The following is a 22,492-nucleotide window of genomic DNA, read 5'->3' as shown; positions in this document are numbered from 1 at the left end:
CACGGTAAGTGAACCCGTGCAGACTTAGTCGATATTAATGCATCTCAACCTTCGACTCTTCCCCGTCTTCCTCCGAGAATCGGAGCAAGTCGCCATTGATGATTAAATCGGAATAGCCAAGTTCAGTTGTGGCGCGTTCAATATAAGGCTCACAAGCTTCTTCATCCGTTTCTACTTCCCCGGTTTGGATATCGTAACATACATCATGTGCGTAAATATTATTTTCTGTCACAAGACGACCGTCTCTGAAAATAACGAACGGCTCATGGTCAGGTGAAAATACATCTGCTCCCATTTGCATGTCTTCTTTCGTATCGATGCCCAGTAAATGTAGAACGGTTGGTCTGATATCCATTTGACCTGAAAGTTCATTTGAAGTTTTCCCTTCACCGTATCCTGGGATATGGATGAAGAAAGGCACTTTCTGTAATTCTACATCGTCAAACGGTGTAATTTCCTTATCCATATACATGCCCATCGCTTTATTATGGTTTTCTGAAATGCCATAGTGATCTCCATACATGACGATGATTGAATTGTCATAGATACCACTTTCCTTCAAGTCATCAAAGAAGATTTTTATAGCTTCATCCATATAACGGACAGTTTGGAAATACTTATTCAACGTTTTCGAGTTTGAATCATATTGCGGGATAATCATATCTTCCTCATCCAAATCGAATGGATGGTGATTTGTTAAAGTAATTACACGAGTCGAAAAAGGCTGTGGCATTTCTTTCATCAATTCTACTGATTGTTCAAGGAAAGGAATGTCCTTCATACCCCAGTTAACCGCTTGCCCTTCCCCGATTTCATAGCTTTCCACGTCATAGAACTTTTGAATTCCTAACGCTTGGTACATAATATCCCGGTTCCAGAAGCTTCGGTTATTGGCATGCATCACGCTCGTAAAGTAGCCATTGTCTCCAAGCTTCTCAGACATGGAGTTGAATGTATTCCCGCTGTTCGTGAAGAAGACAGCACCGCCATTTCGTCCATACAAGGAATTTTCCATGATGAATTCCGAGTCGGATGTTTTTCCCAATCCGGTCTGATGATAGAAGTTATCGAAATAGAATGTATCCGGATCTCGTGTTAATTCGTTCAGGAATGGAGAAATTTCATATCCATTCATCTCATTATTAATGACAAAGTTTTGCAAGGACTCCAATGAAACAAAAATGACGTTGCGGCCTTTTGCAACTCCGAACATTTCAGGATCTGGTTCTGCATAGTTCGCATTGACGTAGTTAGCGACCTCAGAGAGCTCACTACCGTCAGCAAGTGCTCGTTGTGCATGTGTTTTTGATTGGATGAAAAAATCATAAATATGATAATTGTATGTTCCGATGTTTTTAACGAGGAGCTCCCTGTCAAAGCTCCTTGTAAGCAATTGTGGTCTTTGCGCTTCCGCTAATCCTAAGTTCACCATTAGTATTGTGGCAGTGACTACAAAGTATAGTTTACGGCCGATACTGCGTTGGCTTAAGACACTTTCTCTTTCGTTTATGAATTTCAAAGCTAATGCAATGATAATGACATCAGAGAAAAAGAAAATGTCCCATACATGGATATTTGCGACGACAGAAGAGGATAAATCCCCGAAATTATTTGTCTGGAATAATAAAGGCAATGTTATAAAGTCGCTGAAAAATCGGTAGAAAACCGCATTGCTGAACATGATGATAGATGTAATCAAACTGACAGAAAAAATATATATGTTACGACGTTTCGTACTCTTTATGAAAAGTGCAATACCGTATATGAATAACAGAAAACTTAGTGGGTTGATGAATAGAATGAATTCTTGCATCATGTTATCAATTTTCATATTAAAGCTAGATATATAGCCTATATAGGTTGTTAGCCAAGTAGCGACAATGGCAATGCCGAGTACGGAATGTTTGGGCCAAGTTACTTTCTTCATTCTTAATCTTCCTTTCATAGTTGAATCTAATTGTAAATTCACCCTATCATTTGTACATGCACTACACATAATAGACGGACGAGACATTAAAAAGTTTCATAATCCGCCATTGAAAATGTATTTCTAATTTTCAATCTCATTCAATTTCTTCTTTAAAACCATTTGAGCCTTTATATAATCCTCTTTCATAATCAACCCATTATCAAAGAGTTCTTTCACCTCGGACATCATCAGTTCAATGTCCGTTTTTCTATCCCCTGTATAAATAAAGATGCCAAATCGTTTAAGAAGTTGCAGGACACTATAATAATCCGTCATTTTTCATCACGTATTTTTCGGCATTGTATGACTTCATTTTCCGTAATGATCATATCGACTGGGATGTCATGTTCTTCAATCGGAACCGTCTTCCCTGTCTGGATGTCAAAAGCCAATGAAATGCAAGTACCAGGAAAGTCGGTCAAATACCTGTCATAATAACCGCCGCCAAAGCCAATTCTGTAGCCTTCTTTAGAAAAAACGACGCCTGGTACGACTTGAAGGTCGATTTGTTTTTTTTCGATTGTTTCTGTGCGCTCAATAGCAGGTTCCAGTAAATCCATATATACTGTTTCTAGATCTTCGAATGATGTTATGATCCGGAAATCCATTTCTCTTGTTGAAGGAATGCACTTAGGTACGGCAATTTGTTTGCCGGATTTCCAAGCGGTCTCAATTAACATACGCGTATCGACTTCAGGAAAACGCGAAATCGTAATACCGATTGTTCGTGCTGTTGTATATTCTTTTGAGGCAATTAGCTGTTCCATAATTGCAGCTGATTGATTAGCATGATCAGCTCGTTTCATACTTTTCATCATCGTTAACGTTTCATTTCGAAGCGACAATTTACTCATCAGTATTCCCCCAATCTTGAAATAAAAAACCAAAACCCGTGAAGGTTTTGGCATGAGCAATTATTTCGTTTCACGGTGCAAAGTTTGTTTCTTTTCACGTGAGCAATATTTTTTCATTTCAAGACGTTCCGGATTGTTACGCTTGTTTTTCTTTGTAATATAATTACGCTCTCCACATTCTGTGCAAGCAAGTGTAATATTTACGCGCATTGTTGTCCCTCCCACTCATTCGGCAATATAAATTAAAAAATATGAGCATGATTTATACGACTTTTTAATTGTATCATATCACACGTGTATGTAAAGAAGAAAGTTTCAAATTACATTCGTAATATACATATGATACTATGGGAACAAAGTAATCTATTCCCGGAGGCGTATTCAAGTGGATATACCATTAATTTTATTAATTATCGGCATCATTTTCATTGTACTTTCATTCTTTTTCGGCAATTCTTCACGAAGTCACGAGGATGAGATAGAAAATATCTCGATCAGCCTGCATCAGGAAACGAACCAATTGAAAAAAAGATTAAAGACTGTAGAAGAGGAATTGATGATTGGCACTGGCCCACTTGTTGGCAGCCAACAAAAAAAATCAAAGCCGGTACATGAAATCATCGTTAACCAAATTCTTTCCTTACAAGCACAAGGTTATTCAATCCAAGAAATTGCTAAGCGTTCGTCACTGTCTGACCAGGAAGTCATTTCCGTTTTGAAATCTCGCGGGGTATCGTTATGATAAAAGATATTTTAAGAGGAGTCGGGATTGGATGCATCCTGGCAGGTGGTATTTTGTATTTCACGGATTCTGCGGACACCAACACCGATTCACAATCTTACAAAACGCAATTGGACGAGTTACAAACAGAGTTAGATAAAGTGAAAGAAGAATTGGCAATTGCTCAAACGGCAACATCGACCTCCCGAGAAACAGAAGCGAAAGAAAAAACAGATTCCAATGTAAACGAGAATGATGAGAAATCTGAAAAAGAACAACAAACTTCTGAGCCAATAACCAAAATAATTCTATCAATCGAATCAGGGTCTAATTCCACGAGCGTAGCCGAGAAACTTGAAAAAGCTGGGATTATTGAAAACGCAAAAGACCTTGAAGCCTATTTAATGGAAAATGGCTTAGCCGGACGTATTCAAATCGGTGAACATGAAGTTGATACAACGATGGACATTCAGAAAATTGCTCGTATTATTACTAACACAAAATAAGAACATAAAAAAGGAAGCTGCCTATATCGATTTAATCGGTATGGCAGCTTTTTATTATTCTTCCTCATTGGTTTTCGTGTCATTATTACGACCGATTTCATGATCCGTCGTCTCAACTTGGTTAACTTTATCCCGCTTGTCTTTCAAATCGAAATAAATATCAAGTGCTTCCCTTACTAGCTTGTTCGCATCCCTGCTCGGATAATGGCCGCGATCAGTAGAAGCATAAGGAATGACGAGAGCATAGGCTACTTCAGGCTCATCAGCTGGAGCAAAACCAACATGTGTCAAGTTGACGGATGCCATGCCATACTTGCTCCGATCATCTCCATAATATGACGATTGGGCAGTTCCTGTTTTACCTGCTGCCGTATACGAGGCACCATTGAAAAGATTAGGCGCTGTTCCGTTTGGCCCGTAATATACATAGTTCATCCCTTTTTTCACTTGTTCAATTTCTGCTTCTGTATTATTAATACGGTTCAATACTTTCACTTCCGTCTCCTGCAGCAAAGCGCCTAGCGTTTCACCATCACTGGACGGCTCACGGATTTCTTTCAGAATCTTCGGAGCGACTCTGTATCCGCCATTTGCGACCGTTGACACATATTGTGCGAGCTGCAATGGCGTATACGTATCATACTGCCCTATCGCGAAGTCCAAAAGTTTACCCTTATCTACATCATTACCAATTTGCCCTGAATATTCACCAGGCAAATCGATTTCTGTCTTCACGCCTAGCCCGAAGGAGGCATATGCATTTCGCAGACGGTCAAATCCTTTCACATCGATAGGAAGGGGCATATGCGGTCTATATACCGCATTTCCGAGCGACATTGCAATACGGAACATATAAACGTTGGAAGACCTTCCGAGTGCCTGGATGTCACTAATTGCATATCGCCCATTCTGGTTGAAGAGAGAGCGCTTCGGATTAGAGCCTGCAATATAAATCGGCTCATCAATTTTTACGTCGCCGACCGATAATACCCCTTCACTATAGCCTGCCAATACAGTCGCAAGCTTTATTGTGGATCCGACTTCATAAGCCGATGTGAAAGTTCCATAAGCATAGTCACGTACTTCCCATCTACCGGAGTCCTCGTCCTTCACTAGTCTTTTCCCTATAAGGGAAAGCACTTCACCATTATTAGGATCCATCATGACAAGAAATGCGCGGTCCAATAAACCAGATGTAGAGTTTTTCTTTAACTCCAGCAGCTTATCGGAAAGAAGTTTTTCTAATGATTCCTGTAGTTCACTATCCACCGACAGAACAAGATCTTTGCCCGGCTCACCTTCCCGAACCGTTTTTGTCTCGATGACACGCCCTGTGCGGTCTTTCACATTTTTCACGATCGTCTTCTGACCTTTTAAAAGCTCCTCATAATATTGCTCAAAATAGCTTCGACCGATACGGTCATTACGTGAATAATCCCTTGCCAAATAATAATCCAGATGTGTGAGCGGAAGCCCTTCAATCGGACTCGTCATCGTGCCGAGAATGGTGCTATCGGAAAACTTCACGCGATCCCAATCAGTCGTCGTGTTGACTCCTTCAAAATCGCTCAGCCGTTCTGATACCGCGGCAAATTCCTCTTCTGTTACATTTCCGCTTTTTATAATTTGCGGAGAATAGGCATATCCTGACATCATTTCCCGATAGATTGCAAGCACTTCAAGCTCATGGTCGGAAAATGAATTCAATTCATCATCGGTGACTCTTTCCCGCGTCAGCTTGTTCACTTCACGCTGGATATCCTGTTTTGATTTCGTTCCATCTTCGCCTATTTCACTTATCTCTTCGGCACTGACTTTTGCTTTTGCTTCGTCAGGATTCAACAAAATCCAAAAATCCCGCTTATCGCCAATTGTCACCCTTTTTGTATCCTGTTCAATCAATTTCGAAAGCTCTTCGGCGATATCGTACATTTCCATTGCCGTTGTAGATGTTGCCTTCGTATATGTGATGGCATTCATCGGTTTATTATCTACTAGGATTTTTCCCGTGCGATCATAGATTCTACCGCGCGGAACGCTTGTATTAACTGCAATTTCCTCTTTCTGCTCCAACAATCTCGTATAATCTTCGCCTTTGACGATCTGCAAGTATCCAAGCCTGAAAATCAGCATTGAAAATAGGATGAAAATCGAAAAGAAAAGAAGGTTCATCCTGAAGGCAATATGTTTCCGTTGACGGATTTTTGCTTGGTCCACTTTACGCATCGGCTTTTTCATTTATATTCCCCTTACTTTATTAGTCCAAATTGAATTATAGCATTCTAAATTTAAAAAGCATACACCCTGACGAACAGGATGTATGCTTGGTTGCATATTTAATAATTATTTACCAAAGTTTTTTGAGACTTCTTCCCAGTTTACTACGTTCCAGAATGCAGAAACGTAATCAGGACGTCTGTTTTGGTAGTTTAAGTAGTACGCATGTTCCCAAACGTCAAGTCCTAAGATTGGAGTTTTGCCTTCCATCAAAGGAGAATCTTGGTTTGGAGTCGACATGATTTCAAGCTCACCGTTGTTTGACACGAGCCAAGCCCAGCCTGAACCGAAACGAGTTGCAGCCGCTTTAGCAAACTCCTCTTTGAATGCGTCAAAGCTACCGAATTTCTTATCAATCGCTTCAGCAAGCGCTCCAGTTGGATTTCCTCCGCCGTTTGGTGATAGGGTGTTCCAGAAGAATGTGTGGTTCGCATGTCCGCCACCGTTATTGCGGACAGCTGTACGAATGTTTTCAGGTACAGCATCCAAATTGGAAATAAGTTCTTCGACAGATTTGGAAGCCAAATCGTCATGCCCTTCCAATGCATTATTCACGTTCGTCACATAAGTGTTGTGATGTTTCGTGTGGTGGATGTTCATCGTTTCTTTGTCGATGTGAGGCTCCAGCGCATCGTATGCGTATGGTAATTCTGGTAATTTGTAAGCCATTTGTCCATTCCTCCTCGATTGATTCATAATTTATCCTACACTATAAACATTATCAAAATTGGATTGGTCAATCAATATATATGAACTACACAACAAAAGCGGAGAGTGGCGTTAAGCCTCGACAGGCACTGGAGGGCTTAAAAAAAAGGCGCTCTTTGCCTTTTCTTTAAGACCGAAGTGACCCGAGAGGCTGCCGCCCGAAGCTAGACGATAACAAAAGCGGAGGGCGCTCGCCCAGCTGCGACAGGCATAAGACAGGCATGCGAAACGGCGCTTTTTGCCGTACAGCAGGCCTGGCTTATGACCCGAGCAGCTAGCGACCGAAGCTAGACGACAACAAAGAAGACAAAAATAGCAATCATGAGCAGCATTATTGCACCTTTGGCAGCCACTGACGTAAAGAAACCTACTAGGGAGCCGATACCTGACTTCAAGGATTGTTTTAAGTCCGAGCGCGTAATCAGCAATTCTGCAAGTACAGCACCAATAAATGGACCTAGCAGAATTCCAGCCACAGGGATTACAAAAGGGCCGATCAGCAAGCCGATGGTGCTTCCCCACATGCCCGCCTTTGAACCACCAAATCGCTTTACACCGACTACATTCGCTAACGTGTCAGCTCCAAACAATAAAATGACAAATAGGATTTGGATAATCCAAAACAACCAATTCATCTCTTCGAAAGAGACGATCCATCCATACAGTAAAAAGCCAGCCACAATGAAAAGCACGGAAGGGATGATTGGGTAGACCAATCCGACAAACGCAACAATAAACATCATGATGGCCACTATCCAACCAATGATTTCCAAGCCCTTCCGCCTCCTTTACACTCTCTTCCCTAAAATCGCCTCAGCGATGTTCACTGCATGGTCACCGATCCGTTCCAAGTTGGAGACGATATCGACAAACACGATACCTGCCTGGGCAGAGCATTGTCCACCGTTCAAACGGACAATATGGTTTTTTCTAAACTTACGTTCCATTTTATCGATCAAATCTTCTTGTTCAGCGACTGTCTTCGCCAATTCAATATCATTCATGTCGAGCGAGCGAATTGCCTTGTCAACTGTGCCAATCGTCAATGTAAACATTTCCCTTAAATCATCCATTGCGTCTTCCGTCAACTTCACACGGTTCACTTCCCGGAAATCGATCAATTCGATAATGTTCTCAAAATGGTCGCCAATCCGTTCAATATCACGTACCGTATCCATCAACATGACATGTCTCGCCGATTCGATCGGAGAAATATTCACCGCTGAAATATCTACTAGATAATCCGTGATCTTTCTATCAAGATTATTGATAGCATCTTCAATTTGGTAAGCAGTTTCAGCATTTCGTTTATTGCTCGTCTTCAAATATTCATACGTCTCCTGCAATCCTTGGACGGCGAAATCACCCATCCGAATGATTTCCTCTTTTGCTTGTCCGATTGCAACGGCTGGAGATTGATTAATGAAGTTCGGATCCAAGTGTTTCGGTTTGTACTCAATGGTCACATCTTTGCCCGGTATAATCTTAGTCACAAATAATGCCCATGCTCCAATAAGCGGGAATTGCATGACAGTATTTAAGACGTTAAAAGTCCCGTGGGCAAATGCAATCTGCATTTTACTTTCCAAGTTTAAAATACCGGCAATCCATTCAACATATAAAGTGAATGGATAAAGGAATATCATGAACACGATCGTACCAACAATATTGAACAAAACATGTGTCGCTGCAGCTCTTCTTGCTGCTACAGATGCTCCAATCGCAGCGAGAATCGCTGTAATTGTTGTGCCGATATTGTCTCCGAAAAGGACTGGTAATGCAGCCTGCAAAGGGATGAGATTCTCCGCATATAGCCCTTGTAAGATCCCTACAGTGGCACTAGAGCTTTGAACGATAAGAGTAAATACAGTTCCCGCTACTACGCCTAATAAAGGGTGATCAGCCATCACTACCGTAAAATCGGAAAAAGCAGAAAGGGTACTAAGCGGTTTCATCCCATCACTCATCAGCTCAAGGCCAAGGAATAAGCCACCGAAGCCGAAAATGACTTCTCCGATGTTTTTCACAGAATTTTTTCTCATGAAGAAGATGAGGAAAGCACCTACTGCCATGATTGGCAATGCATATGCCCCCACGTCCAGTCCGATAATGAAAGCTGTAATCGTTGTACCGATATTGGCACCCATGATGACGCCGATCGCCTGACGTAGCGTCATGAACCCGGCACTGACCAATCCTACAGTAATTACGGTCGTACCGGAACTGGATTGGATGAGCACGGTCACAATGATACCGACGAGCACTCCCATGAAAGGATTTGTAGTGAATCGGTCCAATATCGTCCGAAGCCGATCACCTGCCGCCTTTTGAAGGCCATCCCCCATATATTTAATGGCGAAAAGGAAAATCCCTAAGCCCCCTACAAATTGAAAGAGCATTTCCTGCCAATTGACTTCCATTACTCAGTCTACCTCCATCATGCTTATGTATTTTCAATCTTATTATGTTGGCAGTATTAAGGAATTGTAAATAGAAGTGGGCTAATCTTTACATTCCCTTAACAATAGCATTTGAAAAAGTCATGATTCTGTCGAAATTCAAATCCATACTTTCACTGACAGGAAATGATAGACTGTTTATACAAAGGAGGTCTTGCTGTGAAGTTTCAACAACTGTTCCTGGCAGCAATACATGAGCCAAAAAAACTTGCGGCATTCAGGTTACTTCCAATAGGAAGGGTCTTCCGCTATGCTTTTTTATTCGTATTGGTGATGACTACAATTTCATTCATCCGTTTTTCACTTGGCGATGCCGATCTTTTTGAGGCTTCAGCTGAATTGGCCGATTACAGCAAGACGATAGGCGGGCTTATTTATCCGATGGCGTTCATTTTCCAATTCGTCATTTCGACGTTTTACGTATTTGTCCGCATCAGTATTTTTGCTGCCATCGGCATGATTATCGGCAATATAATGAAAAGACGTGTTGAATACCGCTTTTTATGGAGGACAACCGCAATTGCGATTACTGTTCCATTATTGATAACAATCATTCTTGATTTCTTCCCGATCCTCGAAACTTTCGGTACAGTTGTGACGTCCATTGTGCATATCGGATATGTGGCCTTCGCTCTCAAGTATTATCCAAAAGCAGCCAAATGAATACTTTCCCTTCTCACGCATATAGTGTCGAAGGGAGGGATTTTCATGCGTACTTTATTCATAGCTGTCATTCTTTTTCTTGCTATCCATATTATCCGGGTTGATTTGTTAGATGGGACAATCCCTCTTGCCGCTTTTTTCGGGGATGAAACCCCTTGCACCGAAACGACTATGAAAGTCATTCAAGTGACAACAATTGAAGGGGATACGATTGAAACACTGTTTTCCATGTACCCTGATGCCGAGTCGACATTTGTTGAGCGATTATCTAATTTTTATTCCCTCAACCCCCATCTTCGAAACCAAGAGCTCGTAGGTGGTCTATCCATCCAGCTTCCGCTATCAAAATCTATTCAAAATAATTGCGATTAAGGATAAAATGAGCTCTGTCCCTTGTCTTTTCATCCGATTGATTGCTAAAATAGAAACTAGTTACGAGTTTTTTAAGGAGAGAAAAATCCATGAGTGAAATGATACACAGATCTAAAACACGTCCCGTACGTGTCGGTAATTTAACGATTGGCGGTAGCGACGAGCTGTTCATCCAAAGTATGGCAACAACAAAAACACATGACGTAGAAGCGACCGTCGCTGAAATTTTGCGATTAGAAGAAGCGGGTTGTCAAATCGTCCGGGTAGCTTGCCCCGATGAGCGTGCAGCCTATTCGATCGGAGCCATTAAAGCTCGTATCAATATTCCGCTCGTAGTAGACATCCATTTTGACTATAAACTTGCGTTAATCGCGATTGAGCAAGGCGCTGATAAAATCCGTATTAATCCCGGAAATATCGGCCGTAAAGAAAAAGTCGAAGAAGTCGTCAAAGCAGCGAAAGCAAAAGGCATTCCTATCCGGATCGGTGTCAATGCCGGTTCTCTTGAAAAACATATTTTGAAAAAGTATGGCTACCCAACGGCAGATGGAATGGTCGAAAGTGCCTTGCATCATATTAAAATACTGGAAGATTTAGATTTTCACGATATTATCGTTTCATTAAAAGCTTCAGATGTGAATCTTGCTGTTGAAGCCTATAAGAAAGCAGCTGCTGCTTTTGATTATCCTTTACATCTTGGAATTACGGAATCCGGCACGTTATTTGCAGGATCCATCAAGAGTGCTGCAGGCTTAGGTACATTGCTTTCTGCAGGTATCGGGAATACACTTCGTGTTTCATTGAGCGCAGATCCTGTCCAGGAAGTGAAAGTGGCCCGTGAATTATTGAAAGTGTTCGGACTCTCATCCAATGCGGCTACACTTATCTCCTGCCCTACTTGCGGCCGTATCGAAATCGATTTGATCTCAATCGCCAATGAAGTTGAAGAGTACATCTCAACAATTAAGGCACCATTGAAAGTAGCAGTACTTGGTTGCGCTGTAAATGGGCCGGGAGAAGCGAGAGAAGCCGATATCGGCATCGCAGGCGCTCGTGGTGAAGGACTTCTCTTCATGAAAGGGAAAACAGTCCGGAAAGTCCCGGAAGCAACAATGGTCGAAGAGTTAAAAATTGAAATCGACAAGTTAGCGGAAGAATATTTCGAAAAAAAACGCCAAGAAGAGCTCCTTTTGCAAAGCGGGACTGCTGAATGAGGGAAATCCGTCTCGGGATTGATATTGACGGGACAGTCACTTGTCCAACGTCTTTACTCCCACATATCAATAAACAGTTTGGCTGCAATTTGGCTTTGGATGATATCAAAGAATACGATTTGACGAAAGCTTTCCCTGTTCAAGAAGAAGAGTTTTATGAATGGTATCGGTCAGCCGAAGAGCTTATTTATGAAACTTCTCCTGCTCAGGAATACGCGAAAATGATTCTATCCGAATGGCAACAACGCTTTGAGTTGTTTTACATTTCTGCCCGTGGGCAAAATGTTTTGGATTGCACAGTTCAATGGTTTGAACGGGAAGAAATCCCCTACGATCATATCGAGCTCATTGGCAGCCATCACAAGATCGAGACTGCAAAGAAATTTGAAGTCGATGCTTTCTTTGAAGATAAGCATGATAATGCTGTTGGCATCCATGAAGAATTGAATATTCCCGTCATATTATTCGACACTCCTTATAACCGAGAGCCGATTCCAAACGGGGTTATAAGAGTAACCAACTGGCAAGAAGCCAACGAATGGATCAACAAATTATTTCCAATAGAAGAAAAAGTGAATTAAAAAAAGGAGTAAGACCCCGAAGTTGAGGTCTTACTCCTTTTTATTGTTCGACGCAAACCGGACATTTACCGTAGATTTCAAATTTATGTCCTTCGACTTCATATCCTTGTAAATTCACAGAAACCGATTCCATCGGGCAATGTGGGATATTCCTCGTCTTACCGCAAGCTGTGCAGATGAAGTGATGGTGATGTACCCCATGATCACATTGCATACGGAAATGACGCTCCCCATTCAATTCGGTCTCTTCCAAAATACCAAGCTCTGAAAATGTCGTTAAATTTCGATATATCGTATCAAAACTAATACCAGGATTATCTTCTATCATGAAATTCCGAACTTCCATGGCAGTCAAATATCGGTCATTCTCTGAGAAAAACTCTAATATCGTTTCCCTATTTTTTGTCCGTTTAAATTGACGTCCCTGCAAAATTCTCCATGCTTCATCGAGTGTCATGCAAAGTCCCCCTTTACCTTCCGGGAATGATAGCTACCTTTCACTTTATTCCATCCTAACACAAACAATAAGATGATAATTGAAGTGATTACGATTGTCCCCCCCGGAGCAATATCAAGATGATACGCAACAAACAAGCCGACAATGACCGAAAGCTCACCGATGAGTATTGAGTAGAGCATCGCCCCTTTAAAGCTTTTAGCGAGCTGAATCGCTGCGGCAACAGGAATGGTCATTAGCGATGATACGAGCAAAATTCCGACGATACGCATTGATGCACCAATAACAAGAGCTGTAATGATCATGAAAACTGCCTGGATCACCTTGCCGTTAATGCCGGATACTTTTGCATATTCCTTATCAAAAGATAAAGCAAAAAGTTCTTTATAGAAAGATCGGATGAAAGCAATGACAACGATTGCGATAATTATAATGATCCATAAATCCTGTCTGCTGACAGCAGACACGGATCCAAACAAATAACCGACAAGGTCTGCCCCGAACCCTTTTGCCATTGAGATGAAAATCGCGCCAAAACCGATTCCCGTTGAAAGAATGATCGGTATCGCAAGCTCCTCGAAATGCTTATATGTACCTCTCAGCTTTTCAATCAATAGCGAACCACCTACCGCTGCCGCCATTCCTAAATAGACCGGATTCAATGCAGAGAAGAATAACACCGATTGGCTCAAGTAAAGGCTTCCTGCAATTCCAGCAAGCGCTACATGGCTTAAGGCGTCCGCAATGAGCGCCAGTCTTCTTACGACAATGAACAATCCTAACAACGGAGCGATGATACCGATGATCAGGCCGGATAAAAATGCATTTTGTAAAAATTCATAAGTAAATAGAGCGCTGATCATCGTTGTCCCTCCTTCTCGTCTTGATGGACACGCCGGACAGGATGACCATACCATGCCGAAATATCAGCATCATTCATCTTTTTATAATCTGATCGGTTCCCATGGAAGTGAATGGATCGATTCAAACAAGCTACATGTGTCGCAAGCTCCGTCACTAGATCGACCTCATGTGTAACTAGTAAAATTGCAATGCCGTGCTCACGATTTAAAGCATTAAGCATAGAATAGAACGAAGCAACATTTTTCTGATCGATTCCTACAGTCGGTTCATCCATGATCAATAAGTCCGGTTCGCCAACCAAGGCTCTTGCGATGAAGACACGCTGTTGCTGCCCACCGGATAGTTCACCGATATTTTTGTTTGCGAAATCATCCATCTTGACGACGCGCAATGCATCCATCGCCTTTTGCTCATCATGTTTTGTAAACGATTTGAACAGGCCAATTTTTCTGGCAAGACCACTTTTCACAACCTCAAGTACTGTGGCCGGGAATCCTGAATTGAAGGAGTTCGATTTTTGGGAAACGTAGCCAATCCTTTCCCTCTGTTTGAACGAATCTATATTTTGTCCAAACAGCTTTATATTTCCTTGATCAGGCTTTAAGAGACCTAGAATAATATTGATCAATGTAGATTTACCGGAGCCATTCGGACCGATCAGCGCCCAGAACTCCCCTTCCTTTACTTCTAGGGAAATGTCTTCAAGTACAGTCGAATGCTCATAATGAAAGCTGACATTATCACATTCTATAATTGTTTTTTCCAAATTAAAAATCCTTTCTATATTTCCGGGTAAACAGGAACGATTACGATTACTAGTAAAAGTATATATGAATTGGCGGCGGGTCACAACTATTTGAGAAGGAATGGTGAATTTTGGATTACCTTCAACTATTGAATGATATAAAAATGAAAAGCGACCATGAAGCGAAAGTTTTAGCGGATTCATACGGGATTAATTTATCTGTACAAGAAATAAGGGCTTTGAGACCCTTAATAGACGAGATTTCCTTTCATTGGCTATTTACCGGTGTTCCAGAAAGCTTCATTGCTAAAGTGAAGTCTGCTGTCGGTGAAAAAAAAGGCGAGGAACTATTCCGCCAGTATTTAGATATGATTTAAAAAACGCCCTGCCAATTGCATGATGCAATTGACGGGGCATTTTTTCACACTAACAAAAGTTCACGTCGTTCGGGTTGAAAGGCTTTAGCTTTCAACATTTCGATTTCATATTGATAAGGTGCCTTTTTGTTTTTCGAATCGTTGCCGACAAATGGGGTTTCAAGGATTTTAGGGATCGACATGAATTCTGGATGATGAACAATATAGCTGAGCGGTTCAAAGCCGATATGGCCATGCCCTATGTTTTCATGGCGGTCTTTCATTGCACCCCGCTCATTTTTACTGTCATTCACGTGAATGACTGAGATTCGGTCTTTACCTACAATCCGGTCGAATTCATCTAACACTCCGTCAAAGTCATTGACGATATCATAGCCAGCATCGTGGACGTGGCATGTATCGAAACAGACCGAGAGGCGTTCATTGTTCTTAACCCCGTCAATGATCTTGGCGATTTCGTCGAAATTCCTTCCACATTCGCTACCCTTACCCGCCATCGTTTCAAGTGCAATCCGCACAGTCGAATCTTCGGAAAGGACTTCGTTCAATCCTTCAATGATTTTAGCAATGCCAAGGTCAGCACCTGCACCTACATGGGCGCCAGGGTGAAGGACGATTTGATCGGCTCCTAGTGCTGCAGTTCTTTGAATCTCCTGCTGAAGGAAATCTACACCTAATCTGAATGTTTCAGGCTTCGTCGTATTACCGATATTGATGATGTAAGGGGCGTGTACGACTATATTGGATAATCCATTCTCTTCCATATGCTTACGGCCCAGTTCTATATTCAATTCTTCAATCGGTTTCCTTCGCGTGTTTTGTGGAGCTCCCGTATAAATCATGAAAGTGGTCGCCCCGTAGCCTAATGCCTCTTCACTCGAACCAAGAAGCATTTTCTTTCCGCTCATAGAGACGTGTGAACCTATTAATAATGGTTGATCATTTGCCATTTTTACGTTTCAATCTCCTTTCCCTTTTCTTGAACTTCTCTATTTCTTTCGTCATTTTCTTTTTATAGCCCGGTTTGACTTTATCGGGTTTACGAACATATGAGACAGCTTTGCGATCTAACTCATCAACTTCTTTGACACGTTTCTTTCGAGCATTCCGTTCCTTCACTTCAATCCATTCGCCGTTTTTCACGTCTTCATGAATAAACGGAATACCCATCTTTTCGATTTGGACGATTTTGTCGTCCTCGGAAGGTTCATACATTGTAATAGCGATTCCTTCCAGACCCGCTCTTGCAGTTCGACCGACACGGTGGATGAAGAATTCCAAATCATCAGGGAGCTCATAATTGATGACATGGCTGACCCCTGGAATGTCGATGCCTCGCGCCGCTAAATCCGTTGCTACGATATACTGATATTCAAGATCACGGATTTGCTTCATCATCCGAGTTCGTTCACGCGGTGAAAGGTCACCATGGATCCTACCGGCTTTTATGCCGTGGTTCGCAAGATAATTGGCAATTTCATCAGCATTCTGCTTTGTGTTCGTGAAGACAATCGCTAAATAAGGATTGATGGCATGTAAAACATGCAACAGCTTTTTCTTACGGTCCATGCTTCGTACCGGTACTAAGGAATATTGCATTCCTTCCGTCAATGGTTTTTTATTACCGATTTGCACGTGTACCGGGCTATCCATGTATTTTGATAAAAATGGTTTAAGCTTTTCAGGAATTGTCGCTGAAAAAACATACATTTCCAGGTTCGTAGGCATTTTTGACGCGAATTGATCGATATCCTCAATGAATCCCATGTCAAAAGCAAGATCCGCTTCATCGATCACTAAAATGGACGCAGTATGGATTGCCAAAGCACCATTTTCCGCTAGATCCCGAATCCTGCCGGGAGTCCCTACTACGATGTGTGGATTCGATTTTAGCTTATCGATAGACCGTTGCTTATCGGTCCCCCCAATAAGGATCGAGCTACGGATCATAGTGTTTTCAATCATCTTATTTAGTTCTTCGTACAGTTGCATAGCAAGCTCCCGAGTAGGAGCCGTTATGACGGCTTGCAGCTCATCTTTCGTTTCATCCAAACGTTGTAAAATTGGTATGAGAAAACTATGTGATTTCCCTGTCCCTGTATGGGCCTGTCCGATTGCATTGGCACCTTTCAGTATTAAAGGAATCATCTCTTTTTGTATAGGGGTCGGTTGTTCGAAACCTAGTCGACCAATCGCTTCTCGAAGAAACGGTTTGAATTGATAATCAGTGAATTTAGACATTCATATGCCTCCTAACGTATTCCTATTGTAGCACGATTCCGTTCCGCCGTATGTGATTTTGGCATAGTATATATTGTGAAAGTTTACAATGACCAAATGAAAGGGGTTAACAATGAGATACGAATCCTTCTATCCATTTGCACGGACGCAAGCCTCGCCGTTTCAAATGAGGCAACCGATTTACAGCCAACGGCCACAGCCGAACTTCGCCCAGCCGCCGAGACAACCTTTTCAAGGGTCTCCAATGGGAAATCCGTTTGGACCGCAATCCATGCCTGGGCAGGCGCCGAATACTTCCAAGATGGAAGCGTATATGCAAACCGCCAACCGTTTTTTAAACACTGCACAACAATATGCCCCCCTCGTCCAACAAATCGCGCCAATGTTCCAAAATCTGCCTGCAATGTGGAGATTATATAAAGGCTTCCAATCACTTCCTTCCGCAGGCGGCGCAGCAGCTAGCGGAAGCGCAGCAGCTGCAGTTCCGCGCACCGCTCCGGCAGGGCCACCAAATCCTCCTGTCGGCTCGTCAAGTCCAAGAATTTTTCAACCACCTAATTTATAATTTTGAAACCAGTGCCTGACTCCGCTATAATAGATCATAGAACCCTTTTTGAGGAGTGAGGAACGAATGATAGTAAAGAAGATTTCCCCGCGTGGCTATTGTTACGGGGTTGTCGATGCAATGGTTATAGCAAGAAATGCAGCGCTCGACAAAACATTGCCGAGACCTATTTATATATTGGGCATGATTGTGCATAATAAACACGTCACAGACGCATTTGAAGAGGACGGCATCATTACATTGGACGGGAAAAACCGATTGGATATCCTGGAGAAAGTAGAAACAGGCACTGTCATCTTTACGGCGCACGGCGTTTCCCCTGAAGTGAGGGAGCTGGCACGCCGGAAAGGTTTAGTTTCCATTGATGCAACCTGCCCTGATGTGACGGTAACCCATGATTTGATCGAAGAAAAAACAGCAGAGGGTTACGATATCATTTATATCGGTAAGAAATATCACCCTGAACCTGAAGGAGCAATCGGCGTAGCTCCTCACGCTGTCCATCTGATTGAAACGCTCGACGACGTTGACGGCCTAAAGCTGGACAATAAAAAGCTGCTCGTTACAAATCAGACGACGATGAGCCAATGGGATGTCGTCCACATTATGGATGCACTGAAAGAGAAATTCCCACATATTGAAGTGCATAAAGAAATTTGCATGGCTACTCAAGTAAGACAAGAAGCCGTGGCGGAACAAGCCGGCGAAGCGGACCTGTTAATCGTTGTCGGTGATCCGAAAAGCAATAACTCCAACCGTTTGACACAGGTTTCTGTAGAAATCGCCAATACACCTTCGTATCGTATTTCAGATGTGTCAGAAATTGATATTAAATGGCTTGAAGGAGTAGAAACAGTTGCGGTCACTGCCGGGGCCTCTACTCCGACAATCGTTGTTCGTGAAGTGATCGGTTTCCTGGAAAGCTTTGATCCTGAGGATCCATCGACCCACATGCCGGAACGTAAATTCAAATTGGAGAAAATCCTGCCAAAAATCAAGAATCCTACTCCAGTCGAACGAATCGAACCATATGCGATCACTGAATAACTAAACTAAAAGTGCTGTCCATGCTGAGTTTTAGCCATGGACAGCACTTTTCATATCGAATCAGAAGATGAATCGGAACGGCTCAGTATTAACCTCGGATTGGATAAATAATACATCAAACCCTTTTTCCTGTGATGCATGTTGCATATATTTCGCCACCCCTTCAATCATCACCTTTTCAACATGATGACCTGGATCGACAATCGCAAGGTCCAATAACTCGGCGTCTTGGGCACTATGGAAATCCATATCGCCAGTAACGAAGACATCCGCTCCTTTTCGCTTCGCCGCTTGGATGTATTTACTGCCGCTTCCTCCTAACACCGCCACTTTCTTCACTGGCTTCTTTAGATTCCCGACAATCCGAACAGCTGGCACGTCAAGCACACGTTTCACATATTGAGCGAACTGTTCCAAGTCCATAGCTTCAGCCAGCTGCCCAACTCTACCAAGGCCGAATTCTTTCGTCCGTTGATCAAGAACAAAGAAATCATATGCAGGTTCTTCATATGGATGCGCAGCAAGCATCGCCTTCAAAACTTTAGATCTGATTGGACCGGGAAGAACGACTTCTATCCGTTCTTCGGCAACCGTTTCACCTTTGCCGATTTCCCCGATGAAGGGATCCGCACCTTCCGTTGGAATAAACCGCCCCGTACCGGCAGATGTGAAGCTGCAGCCAATATAATCACCGATGGCACCAGCTCCGGCTTTCGCTAATGCAGCTCGCAATTCATCCGCTTGTTCGACAGGGCAAAAGACAGCCAATTTATAAAGCGGGTCCGAAATCGTCGGACTCATCACTTCTAGATCAGCTAATTCAAGACGGGATGCTAGCAGGTCATTGACGCCGCCCGGCGCAACATCTAGATTCGTATGCGCTGCGTAGACAGCTATATCGTTCTTGATGCACTTTTCGATAAGCCTGCCTTGGGGTGTATCCGTCCAAATGTTTTTCATTGCACGAAATATCGGCGGGTGATGCGCGATAATCAAGTTGGCTCCTTTATCGATTGCTTCATCGACCACTTTTTCATTAACATCCAATGTAATAAGAACTTTTTCGACTTGACGGTTCAACTGACCGATATGCAATCCGACCGGATCCCAATCCTCAGCGAACCGTTTAGGTGACCATTTTTCAAATAGAGATATGATTTCATGCCCATTCACTCTCTTCAATTTGACAAAAACCTCCCGACCAACTCCATTTTCTTTTGCAACTGTTCTTTTCTCTTACTGATGTCTTCCGTTTGTCCTGCCTTTTCTAATGAATCAAGTACCCTGCTCCATTCAACAGATTCCCTTTTCCATTTTTTCAGGAAGACTGGTGATTTTTCTTTAAGTAAATAAGGCCCAACCATCATTTCCAACTCATCGTACTCGGCCGTTCCTCTTTCAAGTACAATAATTTCGTAGATTTTATTATCCTCTTCTAAGATTTGTTCCTTGATTATGGTCCAACCATTTTGTACAGCCCATTCCCGAATTGCTGAAGCATAAATATTTGGTTGTGTGATGATCCGTTTCACTTGGTCAAGTTTCATGTTGCCTTCTTTTAAGATTGAAGCGATCAAGGGACCACCCATACCTGCAATCGTGATCGTATCAACTTCATCAGTTTCTTGTATAGCCTGTAAACCATTACCTAAGCGAACTGTAATATTGGTGGATAATCCTTCTTTTTCAACATTTTTCACAGCCGATTCAAAAGGACCTTTGACGACTTCACCGGCAATCGCTTTATTAATTTTTCCAGTTCGTATTAAATAGCACGGCAAATAGGCATGATCGCTTCCAATATCCGCAAGAATCGCGCCTTGCTCGACGTAAGAAGCGACAGCCGTCAACCGCAATGATAGTTTTTCTGAATTCAATTGACCTCCGCCTTTCCAATATCACCATTATAAAGGGATTCCATTTTCTTTGCCACAAATGACGGCAGGAGCCAGAAATGAAAAAAGCCATCGAAACGGCGTTTTCACGCCTGCTTTCGATGACTCCTGTCTTATTTAAGTGATAAAATGTACTCAGCCAATTCGTCAATTTCCTCATCGGATGCTTTGTCGCCGAATGGTGGCATTCCGCCATCTGTACCATTTTTAATGATATCATGTAGCTCTTCTTGCGATAATGACAAACCATGTAAATTCGGTCCAAATGAACCAGTCAAATCGCCACCATGACAGCTAATACATTGTCCTTGAGCAAAGCTCTCAGGGTCGAAATCTTCAGATGCAGCTGCATCGTCGGTTGCTTCTGTTTTTCCTTCTTCATCCGCTCCAGCAATTTCTTTTTTCTGATCAATACCGTATAGGGACATGAAGAAAATAAGTCCTAATCCTAGCGCGAAAATCAGGATATAAGGCACTACAGGATTGCTTTTCATTGAATTACCCTCCTTCACCAGGAATTATTCTGTAAAATTATACAGTGCACATCTAATATTGTACTGTATCCTGCTGAAAACTGAAAGAGTTATCCATATACATTTCTCCGATTGTGACAAATTCGACAAACTTTTTCACAGTCTGGGAAGTTTTGGCGACCATCTCCGCTTTTATCTATATATGTTGAATTAAAGTGTTGGAATCCGGATTTCCACTCCAGGCGGACGCTTTCCGCGGGAGTCGCCACCTTTAGTTCCAATCTTAGAGCGAATTTATAACATTTAAACTCACTAAATTAACATCCAATTTGACGAGCAATTACCATACGTTGAACTTCTGACGTTCCTTCGCCGATTTCTAATAGTTTTGCATCACGCATATAGCGTTCGACTTCGTATTCTTTCATATACCCATAGCCTCCATGAATCTGGATGGCTTGATCTGCTACTTCCATTGCAATTTCGGATGCATATAATTTACACATTGCAGCTTCTTTTGTAAATGGACGGCCTTGGTCTTTCATCCAAGCCGCTTTATACACCATAGTCCGAGCTAACTCAATCTTCATCGCCATATCGGCCAATTTGAATTGCGTAATTTGGAATTCAGATAAAGTCTTACCGAACTGTTTCCGTTCTTTAGAATACTTCAATGCTCTTTCAAAAGCAGCTTGCGCGATTCCGACAGCCATTGCACCGATTCCAATTCTTCCTCCGTCCAAAGTTACAAGGAATTGTCGGAAACCATGTCCGCGCTTGCCCAGTAAGTTCTCTTTTGGCACCCGTACATTATCAAGCACCAACTCTGTCGTATTCGAGGCGTTCAAGCCCATTTTTTCATAGTTGTCTATGATCGTGAATCCTTCTGCATCGGTCGGTACAATAATAGCGCTTATTTCTTTTTTGCCATCGCTGCTTTGTCCCGTGATCGCAGTTAGTGCCAAGTGTTTTGCGTGACTGGCGTTCGTTATATATACTTTGGAACCATTAATGACAAATTCGTCTCCGTCTTCTTTTGCTGTCGTTTGCGTCCCTCCAGCATCCGATCCTGCATTCGGTTCAGTTAAACCGAAAGCGCCAAAAGAATCTCCTGTGCAAATTGGTGTTAAATATTTGCGCTTCTGTTCTTCAGTACCAAAAAGGTTGAGCGGAGCCCCTCCTAATGAAATATGGGCAGAATATGTAATGCCTGTGGAAGCACATGCTCTGCTAAGCTCTTCGGTCACGATGGCAAAGCTTGTTGTATCCGCCCCTGCTCCTCCATACTCTTCTGAAAAAGGAAGCCCCATCATTCCCATCTCAGAAAGTTGTTTAAATATCTCGGTTGGAAACTCTTTTGTTCGATCACGTTCGATAGCACCGGGTGCCACGACTTCATCGGCAAATTCCCGCATCATCTTTCTAATCATCTGTTGCTCATCTGTTAAATCAAAATTCATGTCTTCATCCCCTTTATTGTGAACGTTTACATTTCTATTATACC

At 42.4% G+C, this 22,492-nt stretch carries 26 protein-coding genes; 9 read left to right on the top strand and 17 right to left on the bottom strand.

The genetic code is table 11. The features are described from left to right. Positions 1-34 precede the first annotated feature (34 nt). The 4 genes from SLU01_RS13460 to rpmG all read right to left on the bottom strand — a co-directional run bounded on the left by SLU01_RS13460 (position 35) and on the right by rpmG (position 3,033). On the bottom strand, positions 35-1,927 hold the full coding sequence (locus SLU01_RS13460; RefSeq protein ID WP_147059188.1) for an LTA synthase family protein: 1,893 nt from the start codon (positions 1,925-1,927) through the stop codon (positions 35-37). A gap of 123 nt (positions 1,928-2,050) precedes the next feature. After that, positions 2,051-2,245 (bottom strand): YqgQ family protein, encoded by a 195-nt coding sequence (locus tag SLU01_RS13455; protein ID WP_147059186.1) that lies wholly within the window; start codon positions 2,243-2,245, stop codon positions 2,051-2,053. Then, entirely contained in the window at positions 2,242-2,823 is a 582-nt protein-coding gene (locus SLU01_RS13450) for a 5-formyltetrahydrofolate cyclo-ligase (RefSeq protein ID WP_147059184.1), read from the bottom strand. Before SLU01_RS13450 ends, SLU01_RS13455 begins: the two co-directional genes overlap by 4 nt. A gap of 60 nt (positions 2,824-2,883) precedes the next feature. Further along, positions 2,884-3,033 carry a 50S ribosomal protein L33 gene (gene rpmG / locus SLU01_RS13445; protein ID WP_060210366.1) on the bottom strand — a complete coding sequence of 50 codons (150 nt, stop codon included), beginning with the start codon at positions 3,031-3,033 and terminating at the stop codon, positions 2,884-2,886. A gap of 175 nt (positions 3,034-3,208) precedes the next feature. Here rpmG and SLU01_RS13440 point away from each other — a divergent pair, with 175 nt between their 5' ends. Both SLU01_RS13440 and SLU01_RS13435 read left to right on the top strand, forming a co-directional pair. Further along, positions 3,209-3,565 (top strand): hypothetical protein, encoded by a 357-nt coding sequence (locus SLU01_RS13440; protein ID WP_147059182.1) that lies wholly within the window; start codon positions 3,209-3,211, stop codon positions 3,563-3,565. Beyond that, complete coding sequence (locus tag SLU01_RS13435; RefSeq protein WP_147059180.1) at positions 3,562-4,050, top strand: endolytic transglycosylase MltG; 489 nt, start codon at positions 3,562-3,564, stop codon at positions 4,048-4,050. Before SLU01_RS13440 ends, SLU01_RS13435 begins: the two co-directional genes overlap by 4 nt. A 54-nt stretch (positions 4,051-4,104) precedes the next feature. Here the strand turns inward: SLU01_RS13435 and SLU01_RS13430 are convergent, their stop codons facing one another. From SLU01_RS13430 to SLU01_RS13415, 4 genes are all read right to left on the bottom strand, one after another. Next, positions 4,105-6,288 (bottom strand): peptidoglycan D,D-transpeptidase FtsI family protein, encoded by a 2,184-nt coding sequence (locus SLU01_RS13430; RefSeq protein WP_147059178.1) that lies wholly within the window; start codon positions 6,286-6,288, stop codon positions 4,105-4,107. 105 nt (positions 6,289-6,393) lie between these two features. Further along, positions 6,394-6,996: a superoxide dismutase SodA gene (sodA, locus tag SLU01_RS13425; protein WP_147059176.1), complete on the bottom strand. Its 603-nt coding sequence runs from the start codon at positions 6,994-6,996 to the stop codon at positions 6,394-6,396. 326 nt (positions 6,997-7,322) lie between these two features. Further along, positions 7,323-7,808: a DUF456 domain-containing protein gene (locus SLU01_RS13420; RefSeq protein WP_147059174.1), complete on the bottom strand. Its 486-nt coding sequence runs from the start codon at positions 7,806-7,808 to the stop codon at positions 7,323-7,325. Between the two features lie 15 nt (positions 7,809-7,823). Continuing rightward, positions 7,824-9,455 carry a Na/Pi cotransporter family protein gene (locus SLU01_RS13415; RefSeq protein ID WP_147059172.1) on the bottom strand — a complete coding sequence of 544 codons (1,632 nt, stop codon included), beginning with the start codon at positions 9,453-9,455 and terminating at the stop codon, positions 7,824-7,826. Between the two features lie 198 nt (positions 9,456-9,653). Between SLU01_RS13415 and SLU01_RS13410 the strand changes: the two genes are divergently transcribed. The 4 genes from SLU01_RS13410 to SLU01_RS13395 all read left to right on the top strand — a co-directional run bounded on the left by SLU01_RS13410 (position 9,654) and on the right by SLU01_RS13395 (position 12,324). Beyond that, the gene (locus tag SLU01_RS13410) at positions 9,654-10,157 is read left to right on the top strand and encodes a DUF1189 family protein (protein ID WP_147059170.1); all 504 of its coding nucleotides are present in this window, start codon (positions 9,654-9,656) and stop codon (positions 10,155-10,157) included. A 45-nt stretch (positions 10,158-10,202) separates the two neighbouring features. Continuing rightward, positions 10,203-10,529, top strand: a complete 327-nt coding sequence (gene yqfZ / locus SLU01_RS13405; RefSeq protein WP_147059168.1) for a protein YqfZ — start codon at positions 10,203-10,205, stop codon at positions 10,527-10,529. Between the two features lie 89 nt (positions 10,530-10,618). Next, positions 10,619-11,743: a flavodoxin-dependent (E)-4-hydroxy-3-methylbut-2-enyl-diphosphate synthase gene (gene ispG, locus SLU01_RS13400; protein WP_147059167.1), complete on the top strand. Its 1,125-nt coding sequence runs from the start codon at positions 10,619-10,621 to the stop codon at positions 11,741-11,743. Then, entirely contained in the window at positions 11,740-12,324 is a 585-nt protein-coding gene (locus SLU01_RS13395) for a 5' nucleotidase, NT5C type (protein ID WP_147059165.1), read from the top strand. The genes ispG and SLU01_RS13395 overlap by 4 nt, the downstream gene beginning before the upstream one ends. A gap of 40 nt (positions 12,325-12,364) precedes the next feature. Here the strand turns inward: SLU01_RS13395 and SLU01_RS13390 are convergent, their stop codons facing one another. The 3 genes from SLU01_RS13390 to SLU01_RS13380 are packed head-to-tail and all read right to left on the bottom strand — an operon-like array spanning position 12,365 to position 14,411. Then, on the bottom strand, positions 12,365-12,781 hold the full coding sequence (locus SLU01_RS13390; protein WP_147059163.1) for a Fur family transcriptional regulator: 417 nt from the start codon (positions 12,779-12,781) through the stop codon (positions 12,365-12,367). After that, positions 12,778-13,644, bottom strand: coding sequence for a metal ABC transporter permease (locus SLU01_RS13385; protein WP_147059161.1), 867 nt, complete (start codon positions 13,642-13,644; stop codon positions 12,778-12,780). The genes SLU01_RS13390 and SLU01_RS13385 overlap by 4 nt, the downstream gene beginning before the upstream one ends. Continuing rightward, the gene (locus SLU01_RS13380) at positions 13,641-14,411 is read right to left on the bottom strand and encodes a metal ABC transporter ATP-binding protein (protein ID WP_147059159.1); all 771 of its coding nucleotides are present in this window, start codon (positions 14,409-14,411) and stop codon (positions 13,641-13,643) included. The genes SLU01_RS13385 and SLU01_RS13380 overlap by 4 nt, the downstream gene beginning before the upstream one ends. Positions 14,412-14,521: 110 nt before the next feature. On the opposite strand from SLU01_RS13380, the gene SLU01_RS13375 reads away from it, so the two are divergent. Next, positions 14,522-14,767, top strand: coding sequence for a hypothetical protein (locus SLU01_RS13375; protein WP_147059157.1), 246 nt, complete (start codon positions 14,522-14,524; stop codon positions 14,765-14,767). A gap of 44 nt (positions 14,768-14,811) precedes the next feature. Here the strand turns inward: SLU01_RS13375 and SLU01_RS13370 are convergent, their stop codons facing one another. Continuing rightward, a complete protein-coding gene (locus SLU01_RS13370) occupies positions 14,812-15,717 on the bottom strand; it encodes a deoxyribonuclease IV (protein WP_147059155.1) in 906 nt (301 codons plus the stop codon). Continuing rightward, complete coding sequence (locus tag SLU01_RS13365) at positions 15,707-17,008, bottom strand: DEAD/DEAH box helicase (RefSeq protein ID WP_147059153.1); 1,302 nt, start codon at positions 17,006-17,008, stop codon at positions 15,707-15,709. Before SLU01_RS13365 ends, SLU01_RS13370 begins: the two co-directional genes overlap by 11 nt. A gap of 112 nt (positions 17,009-17,120) precedes the next feature. Between SLU01_RS13365 and vrrA the strand changes: the two genes are divergently transcribed. Beyond that, a complete protein-coding gene (gene vrrA / locus SLU01_RS13360; protein WP_147059151.1) occupies positions 17,121-17,573 on the top strand; it encodes a VrrA/YqfQ family protein in 453 nt (150 codons plus the stop codon). A gap of 66 nt (positions 17,574-17,639) precedes the next feature. Then, the gene (locus SLU01_RS13355; RefSeq protein ID WP_147059149.1) at positions 17,640-18,620 is read left to right on the top strand and encodes a 4-hydroxy-3-methylbut-2-enyl diphosphate reductase; all 981 of its coding nucleotides are present in this window, start codon (positions 17,640-17,642) and stop codon (positions 18,618-18,620) included. Between the two features lie 60 nt (positions 18,621-18,680). Here SLU01_RS13355 and SLU01_RS13350 read toward each other — a convergent pair whose 3' ends face one another. The 4 genes from SLU01_RS13350 to SLU01_RS13335 all read right to left on the bottom strand — a co-directional run bounded on the left by SLU01_RS13350 (position 18,681) and on the right by SLU01_RS13335 (position 22,448). Then, entirely contained in the window at positions 18,681-19,802 is a 1,122-nt protein-coding gene (locus SLU01_RS13350; protein WP_147059147.1) for a Nif3-like dinuclear metal center hexameric protein, read from the bottom strand. Next, positions 19,799-20,497: a tRNA (adenine(22)-N(1))-methyltransferase gene (locus SLU01_RS13345; RefSeq protein ID WP_147059145.1), complete on the bottom strand. Its 699-nt coding sequence runs from the start codon at positions 20,495-20,497 to the stop codon at positions 19,799-19,801. The genes SLU01_RS13350 and SLU01_RS13345 overlap by 4 nt, the downstream gene beginning before the upstream one ends. 131 nt (positions 20,498-20,628) lie before the next feature. Beyond that, positions 20,629-21,009 carry a cytochrome c550 gene (cccA, locus tag SLU01_RS13340; protein WP_147059143.1) on the bottom strand — a complete coding sequence of 127 codons (381 nt, stop codon included), beginning with the start codon at positions 21,007-21,009 and terminating at the stop codon, positions 20,629-20,631. Between the two features lie 296 nt (positions 21,010-21,305). Continuing rightward, entirely contained in the window at positions 21,306-22,448 is a 1,143-nt protein-coding gene (locus SLU01_RS13335; protein ID WP_147059141.1) for an acyl-CoA dehydrogenase, read from the bottom strand. Positions 22,449-22,492: the final 44 nt, after the last annotated feature.

This window comes from Sporosarcina luteola, from assembly GCF_007991495.1.
GTDB lineage: Bacteria > Bacillota > Bacilli > Bacillales_A > Planococcaceae > Sporosarcina > Sporosarcina luteola.
Note: the sequence above shows the minus strand (reverse complement) of the source record. Positions and strands in the feature narration are given on the sequence as shown.

Excerpts from the sequence above, each read along its gene's own strand:
- rpmG (WP_060210366.1), bottom strand. The coding sequence starts at position 3,033 with ATGCGCGTAAATATTACACTTGCTTGCACAGAATGTGGAGAGCGTAAT.
- SLU01_RS13460 (WP_147059188.1), bottom strand. The coding sequence starts at position 1,927 with ATGAAGAAAGTAACTTGGCCCAAACATTCCGTACTCGGCATTGCCATT.
- SLU01_RS13395 (WP_147059165.1), top strand. The coding sequence starts at position 11,740 with ATGAGGGAAATCCGTCTCGGGATTGATATTGACGGGACAGTCACTTGT.
- SLU01_RS13450 (WP_147059184.1), bottom strand. The coding sequence starts at position 2,823 with ATGAGTAAATTGTCGCTTCGAAATGAAACGTTAACGATGATGAAAAGT.
- vrrA (WP_147059151.1), top strand. The coding sequence starts at position 17,121 with ATGAGATACGAATCCTTCTATCCATTTGCACGGACGCAAGCCTCGCCG.
- SLU01_RS13355 (WP_147059149.1), top strand. The coding sequence starts at position 17,640 with ATGATAGTAAAGAAGATTTCCCCGCGTGGCTATTGTTACGGGGTTGTC.
- ispG (WP_147059167.1), top strand. The coding sequence starts at position 10,619 with ATGAGTGAAATGATACACAGATCTAAAACACGTCCCGTACGTGTCGGT.
- SLU01_RS13455 (WP_147059186.1), bottom strand. The coding sequence starts at position 2,245 with ATGACGGATTATTATAGTGTCCTGCAACTTCTTAAACGATTTGGCATC.
- sodA (WP_147059176.1), bottom strand. The coding sequence starts at position 6,996 with ATGGCTTACAAATTACCAGAATTACCATACGCATACGATGCGCTGGAG.
- SLU01_RS13365 (WP_147059153.1), bottom strand. The coding sequence starts at position 17,008 with ATGTCTAAATTCACTGATTATCAATTCAAACCGTTTCTTCGAGAAGCG.
- SLU01_RS13335 (WP_147059141.1), bottom strand. The coding sequence starts at position 22,448 with ATGAATTTTGATTTAACAGATGAGCAACAGATGATTAGAAAGATGATG.
- SLU01_RS13415 (WP_147059172.1), bottom strand. The coding sequence starts at position 9,455 with ATGGAAGTCAATTGGCAGGAAATGCTCTTTCAATTTGTAGGGGGCTTA.
- SLU01_RS13385 (WP_147059161.1), bottom strand. The coding sequence starts at position 13,644 with ATGATCAGCGCTCTATTTACTTATGAATTTTTACAAAATGCATTTTTA.
- SLU01_RS13430 (WP_147059178.1), bottom strand. The coding sequence starts at position 6,288 with ATGAAAAAGCCGATGCGTAAAGTGGACCAAGCAAAAATCCGTCAACGG.
- SLU01_RS13370 (WP_147059155.1), bottom strand. The coding sequence starts at position 15,717 with ATGGCAAATGATCAACCATTATTAATAGGTTCACACGTCTCTATGAGC.
- SLU01_RS13390 (WP_147059163.1), bottom strand. The coding sequence starts at position 12,781 with ATGACACTCGATGAAGCATGGAGAATTTTGCAGGGACGTCAATTTAAA.
- cccA (WP_147059143.1), bottom strand. The coding sequence starts at position 21,009 with ATGAAAAGCAATCCTGTAGTGCCTTATATCCTGATTTTCGCGCTAGGA.
- SLU01_RS13435 (WP_147059180.1), top strand. The coding sequence starts at position 3,562 with ATGATAAAAGATATTTTAAGAGGAGTCGGGATTGGATGCATCCTGGCA.
- yqfZ (WP_147059168.1), top strand. The coding sequence starts at position 10,203 with ATGCGTACTTTATTCATAGCTGTCATTCTTTTTCTTGCTATCCATATT.